8 protein-coding genes are annotated in these 11,519 nt (G+C 73.1%); 2 read left to right on the plus strand and 6 right to left on the minus strand.

All coding sequences use genetic code 11. The features are described 5' to 3' along the window. Positions 1-113: 113 nt before the first annotated feature. Together ACIPSE_RS12385 and ACIPSE_RS12390 are read left to right on the plus strand one after the other, a co-directional pair. Complete coding sequence (locus ACIPSE_RS12385) at positions 114-2,294, plus strand: protein kinase (protein WP_401661068.1); 2,181 nt, start codon at positions 114-116, stop codon at positions 2,292-2,294. 166 nt (positions 2,295-2,460) lie between these two features. Then, positions 2,461-4,680: a protein kinase gene (locus ACIPSE_RS12390; protein WP_401661071.1), complete on the plus strand. Its 2,220-nt coding sequence runs from the start codon at positions 2,461-2,463 to the stop codon at positions 4,678-4,680. A 75-nt stretch (positions 4,681-4,755) separates the two neighbouring features. Here ACIPSE_RS12390 and ACIPSE_RS12395 read toward each other — a convergent pair whose 3' ends face one another. The 6 genes from ACIPSE_RS12395 to ACIPSE_RS12420 form a co-directional block, all read right to left on the minus strand. Next, positions 4,756-5,508, minus strand: coding sequence for a phosphotransferase family protein (locus tag ACIPSE_RS12395; RefSeq protein ID WP_401661074.1), 753 nt, complete (start codon positions 5,506-5,508; stop codon positions 4,756-4,758). Between the two features lie 133 nt (positions 5,509-5,641). After that, the gene (locus ACIPSE_RS12400) at positions 5,642-7,186 is read right to left on the minus strand and encodes an ABC transporter ATP-binding protein (protein ID WP_401661077.1); all 1,545 of its coding nucleotides are present in this window, start codon (positions 7,184-7,186) and stop codon (positions 5,642-5,644) included. Positions 7,187-7,230: 44 nt separating this feature from the next. Further along, a complete protein-coding gene (locus ACIPSE_RS12405; RefSeq protein WP_401661080.1) occupies positions 7,231-8,094 on the minus strand; it encodes an ABC transporter permease in 864 nt (287 codons plus the stop codon). Continuing rightward, the gene (locus tag ACIPSE_RS12410; protein WP_401661083.1) at positions 8,091-9,044 is read right to left on the minus strand and encodes an ABC transporter permease; all 954 of its coding nucleotides are present in this window, start codon (positions 9,042-9,044) and stop codon (positions 8,091-8,093) included. Before ACIPSE_RS12410 ends, ACIPSE_RS12405 begins: the two co-directional genes overlap by 4 nt. Continuing rightward, the gene (locus ACIPSE_RS12415) at positions 9,041-10,621 is read right to left on the minus strand and encodes an ABC transporter substrate-binding protein (RefSeq protein ID WP_401661086.1); all 1,581 of its coding nucleotides are present in this window, start codon (positions 10,619-10,621) and stop codon (positions 9,041-9,043) included. The genes ACIPSE_RS12410 and ACIPSE_RS12415 overlap by 4 nt, the downstream gene beginning before the upstream one ends. Positions 10,622-10,713: 92 nt before the next feature. Continuing rightward, positions 10,714-11,517: a class I SAM-dependent methyltransferase gene (locus tag ACIPSE_RS12420; protein ID WP_401661088.1), complete on the minus strand. Its 804-nt coding sequence runs from the start codon at positions 11,515-11,517 to the stop codon at positions 10,714-10,716. Positions 11,518-11,519 lie beyond the last annotated feature (2 nt).

Genomic DNA, 11,519 nt, shown 5'->3' on the forward strand with positions numbered 1-11,519 from the left:
CGGACGGTTCGAGGGCGGTCGGGAACCTCTGGCGTCGTACGGGCGTCGCAAGGACCATTGGGGCTGCGGGGCTGCGGGGCTGCGGGGCTGCGGGGCGCGGGAGCGGGGGGCCGATGGGCCGGTTCGAGTTCGGGGAATACCGGACGCTCGCGCTGCTGGGGGCGGGCGGCATGGGCCGTGCCTACCTGGCCCGTTCGGGGTCGGGGCGGCTTGTCGTGGTCAAGGTGATGCACGCGCACCTCGCCACCGAGCCGTTGTTCCGGGAGCGGCTGCGGCGCGAGGTGCGGGCGGCGCGTGCCGTGACGGGCCCGTTCACGGCGGCCGTCCTGGACGCGGGGACGCGTGCCGCGCAGCCGTGGCTGGCCGTCGAGTACTGCGCCGGCCCCACCCTGTCGGAGGCCGTGGCCGAGTGCGGGCCGCCGGCAGCCGGTGATCTCGCCTCCCTCGGTGCGGCCCTCGCCGAGGCCCTGACCGCGATCCATGCGGCCGGTCTGGTGCACCGCGACCTGAAGCCGACGAATGTGCTGGTCACCGCGGAGGGACCGTGCGTCATCGACTTCGGGATCGCGAAGGTGCTCGGTGACGCAGGTGCCTCGGGGAGGTCCGGCGGGGCCCTGACGGGAAGCGAGGAGATGGTCGGCTCCGCCGGCTTCATGGCACCCGAGCAGATCACCCACCCCACCGAACCCACCGTCTCCTGCGATGTGTTCGCCCTCGGCGCGCTGCTCGCCCTCGCGGCGACGGGCCGCAATCCGTACGGAGGGGGTCCGGCCCCGCACATCGTGTACCGGACGCTGCACGAGCAGCCGGACCTCGCCGGCGTGCCGGACGGGGAGTGGGCCGCGTTCCTGACCCGCTGTCTGGCCAAGACACCGGACGGGCGCCCCACGGTCACCGAGATCCTCCACTGGTGTGCCGCCCGTGCGGACGGCACACCGTGGTGGGAACGGCCCGAGCTGACCGATGCGATCGACCGGCACGAGCAGGCGGTCGCGCGCCGGATCGCCGTGGCGGCCGATGCCGACGAGGACGGCGCCACCCGCATCGGCCCGCCGCCGACGCCCGCGCGGCCCTCGCGCAGACGCGTCCTGGCCTGGGCGGGCGCCGCCGTCACGGCCGCCTCGGGGACGGCGGCGGCCATCGTCCTGCCGGGGGACGGTTCCGGCGCGCGGCGGCAGCCGGTCACCGCCTCCTGGCCCGCCGGCACCCCGCGGTGGACCCGAGAAGTGGGCGCCCTCGAATACGGCGGCACACTCAGTCGTACGCCGGACGCCCTGTACGTGTGCTTCGACGGCACGGCCCGCCGACTCGCCCCGGACACCGGCGCCGTGGCCTGGGAGTTCGAGGAAGCGACCGCGGTCCTGCCGCACCACGACACGGTCTACGTCACCCACGAGCCAAGCGGCGGCACGTCTCCCGTGATCGTGGCGCTCCGCGCTGCCGACGGCTCGCAGCGGTGGCGCACCGGCGCGCTGGAGACCAACCCGTACCGGCCCTACGGTCGCGGCTCGCCCGATGCCGACTCGACGTTGCTCGCCGTCACGCGGCGCACGGCATGCCTCGTCACGTTCGCCCAGTACCACTCGGCGTGGCATCGGCGTACGAACAAGGGCCGGCGCTGGCGGGCGTACGGCTTCGATCTGTCGACGGGCGCCCCGCTGTGGTTCAGCGAGGGCGCGGAGCCGCACGTGACGGCGCTGAACGCGGCGGGCGGCCGGTTCGCCCTGGCCACGGCGGCCGAGTCGCTCGGTCCCCTGTACGTGCTCCGTGAGCGCTCGGGCAAGGAGGAGGCGAGCATCCCTGACGGTTCGGCCATGCCCGAGGTGCATCCGGGAGCGCGGGGAATTCACTACGACGCGACGGACACGTCCGTGCGCCGGGTCGACCTGGCCACGGGGGAGGTGGGGTGGACCCGGCGCCTGGCCGGAGCGAGGGTGGCGCGACTGGACGGCGATGAACTCGTCCTGGCCGCCACGGCGGACGGCTTGGGCGTTCTCGTGGCGGCTGACGGTGTCCGGCGGTGGTGGCGCGAGGACGTCCGCTCGCTCACGGCCACCGACGGCCGCCCCGTAGGGGACGGCGCCGTGGTCTACGCGGCGGGCCCTCGCCCGGGTGCCACCGCTGCGCCCGCGGGCACATCGGCATGGGGCATCCATGCTCTGGAGGCCGCCACCGGCCGACTGCGCTGGGCTGTCCCGGTGGACGGACTGACCACCCTGGCCCACGCGGCGGCGGGCGACGGCCTGATCCATGTGTGCACCGACACGACGCTCCAGACATTCCGCGCGCCATGAGCAGGGCGCTGACCGACGCCACGAGCAGAGCCACGAGCAGAGCCGTGAGCAGAGCCGTGAGCCGTGCCATGAGCCGCGGCGACTCGCGCCGGCGGGCACCACAGCACGAGCACCCGCCCGCCGGCGACCACTTCGACCGCGTGGAAGAGCCTCAGGAGGCCCGCGCATGACGACCCCTCTCCGTCCCGAGGACCCCGGACAGCTGGGCCGGCATCACCTGATCGCCCGGCTCGGCGCCGGAGGCATGGGCCAGGTCTACCTCGCCCGCTCGCCGGGCGGCCGTCTCACCGCCGTCAAGACGATCCACGAGCATCTGGCCGCGGACCCGCACTACAGGGAACGGTTCCGCCGCGAGGCAGCCGCCGCCCGCAAGGTCACCGGCGCCTACACGGCCGCCGTCCTGGACGCGGACCCCGATGCCCGGCTTCCCTGGCTGGCCACCGCCTTCCTGCCCGGAGCGACCTTGCGGCACGCCGTCGCGGTGACCGGCCCTCTGCCCGCACCGGCCGTACGCGCCCTCGCCGCCGCCCTGGCCGAGGCGCTGCGAGACATCCACGCGGCCGGTCTCGTCCACCGTGATCTGAAGCCGTCCAACGTCCTGCTCACCCGCGACGGCCCCCGCGTCATCGATTTCGGCATCGCCCGCGCCCCGGACGACCGGGCCCTGACGGAGCCCGGCGGGATGATCGGGACCCCCGGCTACATGTCCCCGGAACAGATCCTCGCCGGGGCGGCGGCGACCGACGCGACGGACGTCTTCGCGCTCGGCGCGGTACTCACCTTCGCGGTGACGGGCCGGAACGCGTTCGGCGCGGCCTCCGTGCCCGTGCTGCTCTACCGGATCGTCCACGAACAGCCCCGACTCGACGACGTGCCCGTGGAACTGGGTCTGAGGGACCTCATCTCCACCTGCCTGGACAAGACCCCCGGCAACCGCCCCGACGCCACCGCGATACTCCGGCGAACGCGCACCCCCGCCCTGTCGCCCTGGTGGCGTGAGGAACCGCTGCGTTCCCTGCTGACCGACCCCGAGCCGATACCGGAGCCCACTCCGGCCCCCACGACTGTCGTGCTGCCCGGCCCAGCCGTCCCGCCGCGCGGCGAGTGGCCCCGCCGCGCGGCCCTCGCGGCAGGCGGCGCGGCCTTCGCCGGCCTGTTCGGCTACGCGGTGACACACGGTGGCTCCGACGACGGGGCCGAGGACCCGGATGCCTGGAAGGTGACCCGGGGAACAGCCGCCACCGGTGCGACCCGCTGGCAGCTGAGCGCCGGCGAAGGCCGCGTGGACGCCCTGCTCGCCACTCCGACCGGCCTCGTCCTGCACGGGCTCGAAGGCACCGTCACCAGCTCGGGTTCGACCCAGTCGCGCAGCGCGTCGGCGGGCCGTCTGCGCTGGGCCGTCGAGACCTCCGCGGACGTCCCCGACGACTGGGGCGTCACCGACGGCGGTCTGCTCCTGGCGGGCGGGATCGGACTCACCCCCACCGCCACCAGCACCGGCAGGACTCTCTCCAAGGCGGCCGCACCGGATTCCACCCAACGCTGGTACGCGCTCGCCGGCTCCGTCATGGTGGTGAGCGACACCAATGTCCTGCGCGCCGTCTCGCTCACCTCCGGCGCCGGGCTGTGGCGCCGCGAACAGCTCACCGAGTGGCGCCGCCCCGCCGTCGTCGGCGAGACCATCCTGCTCACCCACGAGTTCGTCCGCCCGACCTGCGTGGACGCGAGGACGGGCAAAGAGCTCTGGTTCTACGGGGAGTTGGGCAAGGACGACAGGGTGACTGCCGCGGGCGCACTGCCGCCCGACCGGTTCGCGCTGCTCACCGAGAAGGGCGTGCTCCACATCGTCGACGCGCGCAGCGGGCACCGTACAGCCGCCCGCACTCTGGGAACCGGCATCGCACGCGGCGTCACGGCTCTCGCCCGCGCAGGCACCACCGGCCTCCTGCTGACCGGCTCCACCCTCCACGGCTTCGGCCTCGACGACGCCCGCCTGCACTGGAGCACACCGGCGCTCGGCCTCGACGCCTGCTGGACCCGGCATCCCGGCGGCGTCCACACGCCCGTCCTCGCCTCAGGACTGCTGCTCCACTGGAAGGACGGCCACACACTCACCCTCTTCGATCCGCGCACGGGAGAACCCCGCGGCGGAACCCGGCAGTTCGCGGACACCGGTCCCGCCCAGTGCCCGCCCGCCGTGGCACCGGACGGCGTCACGGTCTACGCGGCAGCGGGCCGCACCTGCACGGCACTGCGGACGACCACGACGAACCACACCGCAACACACACCCGCACGGCGCCCGCACCCGTCACCGCCCTCACGGCGGACACCCACGGCTGGTACGCCTGCGCCGGACGCAAGACGGTGACAGCGGTCAACGGATAGCCCTCGGCCGTCCGGCCGTCCGGCCGTCGGGGAAGACCGCTGCCGCGCGGTGCGGCGCCGTTGCCGCCGGTGGCGTCACATCCGGGACGTGAGCACCTCGACCTCGCAGCCTGGCGCGAAGGGGTCGAAGCCCTGCGCGATGAGTGAACGAACGGCCAGCAGGCTGCGCAGCGACGACCACGCGTGGATCACGTCGAGATCGATGGCGATGTCCGTGCCGTACCCGGCGATGAGATCGTGCAGGTGCTCCTCGTGCCCGAGTACGAAGGCGGCCAGGTCGTAGAGGGCGTCGCCCTGGCCCGCCTCGGACCAGTCGATGATGCCGGTGACCTCGTCGCCGTCGACGAAGACGTGCGCGATCTGCAGGTCGCCGTGCGTGAACACGGGAGTCCACGGGCGCAGCGCGGCCTCGGCGACGCGACGGTTGCGGGTGACCACGCCGGCGGGCAGGATCCCGTTGCTCACCAGTGCCTCGCACTCGTCGTCGAGTTCCTTCGCCAGCGTGTCGATGCTCCGGCCCGCCCTCCCGGTCCAGGGCGGCAGGGGTGCGTCGTGCAGCGTGCGGACGGCGGCGCCCGCCGCGGCCCACGCCGCCGGTGACCCGGTCGACGGCCCGCCCAGGCGCCCCAGTGTCGTCCCCGGCAGCGCGGCGGTCGCGAGCACGGGCGGCTTGCGCCACAGGACCTTCGGCGTCGGGACCGGCGCGAGGGACATCGCCTCGACCTCGACGTCGGTGCGCGCCTGATCGGCGTCCACCTTCAAGAACACGTCACCGACACGCAGAGTCGCCCGCTCGGAATGGGCGACGACGACTTCGACCTCATCCATGGGCGAGCAGTATCCCGGGCCCGATCGCGGACGTCGCCGGGTTTTCCCGCGTGCAGCCGCCGACCGAGTACGAGGGCGTCCCTGCCCGGGAGCCGTTTCCACACAAGCCCTCGCCGCATGCCCGGTGCGTGGGTCAAGCTCCCCGCCTCGCCTCCAGTCCTTGTGCCGTCTCCATCAGCGAAACGGTGAACGGATGGCTCGGTGCGTCGAGAACGCGTCGGGCTGGTCCCTCTTCGAGGAGTTCACCGGCGTCCAGGACCGCGATGCGGTGGGCCAGGGACGCGGTGTCCAGGTCGTGGGTGATCAGGACGAGGGAGAGGTCCTGGCGGTCGTGGAGCAGGGTGGTGAGCGTGCCGAGGATGTCCCGGCGGCTGATCGGGTCGAGGCCGGAGGTGATCTCGTCGCAGACGAGGACCCGGGGCCGGGCCAGCAGAGCGCGGGCGAGGGAGGCGCGTTGGAGCTCGCCGCCGGAGAGCTGCCCGGGGAGGCGGTGGGCCAGATCCTCGGCCAGGCCGAGGCCGGTCAGCGTGGTGAGGGCTTCCTGAGCCGCGGCGGTCGTCGTGGCGCCGCGCAGACGGATCGCGGTGCGTGCGATCTGGTGCAGGACAGGCCGGTGTTCGTCGAAGGCGGTGCGTGCGTCCTGGAAGACGTATTGCACGGCGGCCAGTTGAGCGCGGTTCCGGTCGCGCACACTGCGTGGCAGGGGAGTTGTGTCGAGGAGGACCGTTCCGTCGTGGTCGCGGTGGAGTCCGGCCAGGCAGCGGGCGAGGGTGGTCTTGCCGCTTCCGGAGCGGCCGACGACGGCCAGGCTTTCGCCCGCGTGCAGGTCGAGTCGGGGGACGTGCAGGACCTGGGTCGTGCCCCGGGCGGTGGTGTGGTGGTGGGCCTTGAGATCGCGTATCCGCAGGGCGGGGCGGACCGTCCTCGGCCCGCTTTCCTCGTGTGCCAAGGGCGGTTGGCCCGAGAGCAGCTGGCGGGTCCAGGCGTGCCCTGGGGCGGACAGCAGTTGGCGCGCCGGGCCCGACTCCACGATCCTTCCCGCCCGCATGACGATCACCTCGTCGGCGAGCGCTCGTACGACGTCCAGGTCGTGGCTGAGCAGGATGACGGCGATGCCGCGTGCCGCGACGGACGCCAGCTGGTCGACGACACGGCTCTTGGTCAGCGCGTCCTGTCCGGTGGTGGGCTCGTCGGCGACGATGACCCGGGCACCGAGCAGCAAGGCCTGGGCCAGGACGACACGTTGCTGCTGGCCGCCGGAGAGCTGGTGCGGGTAGCGGTGCATCAGCGCGTCCCCGTGCGGGAGTTGGGCCTCTGCCAGGGCGCGCAGGACGCGTGCGCGGGCCGCGGTCCGGCGCCGGCCGCGCGGCAGTCGGCGTACCTGGGAGCGGGCGATGTCCGTCAGGAGGGCGGAGACGCGGCGTGCGGGGTTGAGGGCGGTGGCCGGGTGCTGGGGGATGTAGCCGACCAGGCCGTCGTCCGCCAGGTGCGTCTCACCGGTCACGTGGGCACCGGGCGGGTACTCACCGAGCAGGGCGAGACCGGTGGTGGTCTTGCCGCTGCCCGAGGCGCCGATCAGCGCGGTGACCGTGCCGGGGAGGGCCTTGAGGCTCACTCCGTCGACGATCGCCCGGCCGCCGACCTCGACGCGCAGGTCGTGGATCTCGGCCACGGGCACGGTGGATGCGTCTCCGGCAGGCGCTGATGTCTCGTGAGAGGGATTCACGGGCTTGCTTCACTCCCTGCCCGGTCGCGGACGGTCCTGGTCGGCTTCGGAAGCCGGGTGCCCCGGCCGGGGGCGTCGCGGGTGAGGGCCGCGTCGAAGAGCAGGTTGGTGCCCGTCGTCAGGGCGACGATCAGCAGGGCGGGCACGACCACGGCCCAGGGCTGGACGATCAGGCCGGTGCGGTTGCGGTCGACCATGACGGCCCAGTCGGCGGCGTCCGGGGCGACCCCCACGCCGAGGAACGCGGCCGCGGCGACCAGGTAGAGCACGCCGGTCAGCCGGATGCCCGCGTCCGCGGCCAAGGTGCGCAGGAGGGAACGGCCGACGTATCCGACGGCTATGCGCCACCAGGTCTCGCCCTGCATGCGCAGCGCCTCCACCGCGGGGCGTGCGGCTGTCTCGGTGGCGGCTGCGCGGACGAGCCGGGCCGCGTCGGGGGCGTTCACCAGCGCCACGAGCAGGGCCACACCGACGGGGCCGGGGGAGAAGACGGTGGCGGCCAGCAGGATCAGCAGCAGCGACGGGACGGCGAGCAGGATGTCCAGGGGCCGCATCAGCACCTCCTCCAGCCACCGGCGATGCGTGAGCGCAGCGATCAGCCCGGCGGGCAGCGCGACGAGATACGCCAGCGCGGTCGCGGCGAGCGCGGTGAGGACGACCGGCCGGCCGCCGTGCAGCACCTGCCGCCACACGTCCCGGCCCACGAAATCGGTGCCGAGCCAATGCCCGGCCCCGGTGGCGAACGACGCCGTCCGCGGCCCGGGTTCCCCGGCGAACAGCGGCCCCAGGAGGGCGAGTACGAGAGGTACGGCGATGACCGCCAGGCCGAGACGGAAGCGGGTCTCGCGGAGCGTGGTCATGCGGCCGCTCCCGCTCGGGGTGCGAGACGGTGGGCGACGAGATCCGCGCCCAGGTTCAGCACGACGGTCAGCACGCCGAACACCACGGCGAGCCCCTGGACCACCGGGGCGTCACGCTCGGCGACGGCGTTGAGTAGCACGGTGCCGAGTCCCGGGATCACGTTGAGCGCCTCCACGACGATGACGCCGCACAGCAACCAGTCGATGGTGCGGGCGAGTTGCTGCACGGCGGGGGCGAGGGCGTTGGGAAGGGCGTGGGTGTAGCGGATACGGGCGCCGGAGACGCCGTAACGGCGGGCCTGGGCGACGTACGGGGAGGCGAGCGCGTCGATCATCCCGGCCCGCACCAGTCGGGACAGGGAGCAGACCGGACGGGACAGCAGGACCAGCACCGGCAGGACCAGCGCGGCCGGGTGGCCGAGCAGATCGGTGCCGTAGCCGACCGCGGTCGGCGGCAGCCAGCCCAGCCGGAGCGCGAGGACGCTCACCAGCAGCACGCCGAGGGCGAACTCGGGTACCGCGTACACGGCGAGCGTCATCGAGCTGATGGCGCGGTCGGCGAGGCGCCCTTCGTGGCGGGCGGCGAGCACACCGAGGCCGAAGCCGATCGGGACGAGCAGGGCCACCGTGAGCGCGGCCAGGAGGAGGGTCGGGCCGAACCCGTCGGAGATGTACTGGCCCACCGGGCGGCCCGAGGTCAAAGAGGTGCCGAAGTCGCCGTGCAGCAGACCCGTCGCCCAGTCGGCGAGCCGTTCGTGCGCGGGCCGGTCGAGACGCATGGTCTCGCGGATCGCGGCGATCCGGGCCGGGTCGGGTTGGTCGCCGGCGAGCGCGACCGCCGCGTCGCCCGGCAGCGCTTCGGTGAGCGCGAAGACCAGCAGCACCACGGCCACGGTCTGCGCCACGCCCAGGAGCAACCGCCGGACGACGAAGGAACGAAGGTGACTCACGCGAGCCAGACCTTGTCGAAACGGGCCCAGTGGAGGGTGTTGGCGGGGGCCTTGCTCTCAACCCCCTTCACGGTTCGCGCCGTTGCGATGATCCAGTCGGCGAACCCCCAGACGAGGAAGCCGCCCTCGGCGTACAGGCGGCGCTGCATCCGTGCGTAGACGGCGGCCCGTTCGGTCGTGTCGCGCGTGGACTGGGCCTGTTCGTACAGGGCGTCGAAGTCCTTGTGCCGCCACTTGGTGGCGTTGGTGGTGGAGCCGGTGAGCAGGCGCTGGCTGATGTGGGCCTCGATGGGCATGGCGCCGGAGCGGTAGCAGGACAAGGTTCCGTTGTCGAGGATGTCCGCCCAGTAGGAGTCCTTGCTGCCCATCTTCACGTCGATGGTGACGCCGGCCTTCTTCGCCTGGTCGCGGAAGATGCTGGCGGCTTCGGTGAATCCGGCGGCGACCGCCGAGGTGTCGAGCGTGACCTTCAGGTCCTCGGCGCCCGCCTGCTTGAGGAGGGCGCGGGCCTTGTCGAGGTCCTGCTCGCGTTGGGGGAGGTCGTCGGTGTAGTACTCGTAGCCCTTGCCGAACAGGTCGTTGCCGATCACGCCCGCTCCCGACAGCGCGCCGTCGACGAGTTCCTTGCGGTCGGCGATGAGGAAGAACGCCTCCCGGACGCGCTTGTCGTCGAAGGGAGGCCGGTCGGTCTTCATGCAGAACGCCTGCATGGCGCTGCCCCGGAGCCGGACGATCTCGATCTGTCCCTTGCCCTCGTAGGCGCGGGCGGTGGTCGGGTTGAGTTCGTGGGCGTATTCCACCTGGCCGCCCAGGAGCGCGTTGACGCGGGCGGATTCCTCGTTGGCGACGACGAACTCCAGCTCGTCGAGGTGCGGGGCGCCCTCCCAGTAGTCGTCGAAGCGGCGCAGGACGGCGGAGCGGCCGGGGGTGAAGGAGACGAACCGGAACGGGCCGGAGCCGACGGGCTTGGTGTCGAAGTCGGTGCCGGTGGCGTTCTCGGGGACGATGTACGCGCCGAACGCGGCCAGCACGTTGGGGAATTCGGCCGTCGGGCGCTTGAGGACGAACTCGATCGACCGTGGGCCGGTGGCTCGGCTGGCGTCGAGGTCGATGGGTTCCAGGGAGGCCTTGGCGCGGAAGGTCTGTTCGGGATCGGCGATGCGGCGGTAGCTGTAGAGGACGTCCGCCGCGGTGACCGGACTGCCGTCGTGGAAGCTCGCCGTGCGCAGGGTGATCTGCCAGCGGTCGAGGGTCTTGTTGGACTCCCACTTCTCGGCGAGACGGGGCTCAGCGGACAGGTCGGCGCCGTAGTCGGCGAGCTTGTCGTAGAGCGCCTTGGCCCGGGCGGCATCGGCGAAGAGGTTGGCCAGGTGCGGGTCGAGGGTCTCGCCGGCACCGCCGCCCGCGAACGCGGCGCGCAGCCGTCCGCCCTTCTTCGGTGCGCCGCCGTCCTTGGCGTCGGAGCCGTCGTCGCCGGAGCCGCCGCACCCGGTCAGGGCGAGCGCACCGAGCGAGGCGGCGCCGCCGGCGGCCAGGAAGCCGCGTCTGTGCAGGCCGGGAAGACGTGGGTCGTTCATGAGCGTCCTTTGAAGTGTGGTGTCAGAGAGTGAGGTTGCGGCGTGTGAAGTGCCCTGCCGGCGGCCGGGGTTGCGGTGCGTGAGCCGTGGTGTCAGTGGGCGGGGCCGCGGCGTGCGACGAGATGCAGCCGGTCCGCGTCCGTCGTGCTGCCGGGCAACTCGCCTTCCTGCCAGGGCAGGTCGGTGCGGGGGCCGGGCCCGTCGTGGAGTTCGAGGACGTCGAAGCCGTGCGCGGTCAGCAGATGCCGCAGCTCCTGCGGGAACAGCAGCCGCCAGGCGGAGCGCTGTTCGACCGGCTGTGCGTCATCGCCCGCGGTCCACAGACGGGTGCGGCGCAGGAGTTGGGCGGTGCGGTCCACGGTGAGCGTGGTGCGGGACCGGTAGCCGGTGCCCTGCCAGGTGAAGGAGTGGACGACAGGGGTGTCGAGCAGGTCGGTTCGGCCCAGGAAGTAGGCGCCGTTGCGCATTTCCGCGACCAGGATGCCGCCGGGGGCCAGCGCGTGGCGCACGGACGACAGGAATGCGTCGAGCTGGTCGTTGGTGTGGCAGTACAGCAAGGCGCTGTCCAGGCACACCACGGCGTCGAACGCGCCCCGGCCCAGGTCGAAACCGTGCACATCGGCATGGACGTATGCGGGTCCCGGGTGGTGGTGGCGGGCGTGAGCCAGCATCGCCTCCGAGACGTCGGCGCCGGTGACCGTGCGGCCGGCGCCGTGGAGGTGGGCGGCGTCGCGTCCGGTGCCGCAGCCCATGTCGAGCACGCGCGGGCCCGCACCGTGGCGACGCAGGCAGTCCTCCGTCCAGCGCCCCGCGACCCGGTCGCGGTCGGGGAAACGGGCCTCGTACAGCTCGGGGTTGTCGGTGAGCAGGTTGTGCGTGGCGGTCGTGGCGGTCATGG

Origin of the sequence: Streptomyces sp. NPDC090106, from assembly GCF_044747265.1 — a bacterium.
In the GTDB taxonomy this organism is placed as follows: Bacteria; Actinomycetota; Actinomycetes; order Streptomycetales; family Streptomycetaceae; genus Streptomyces.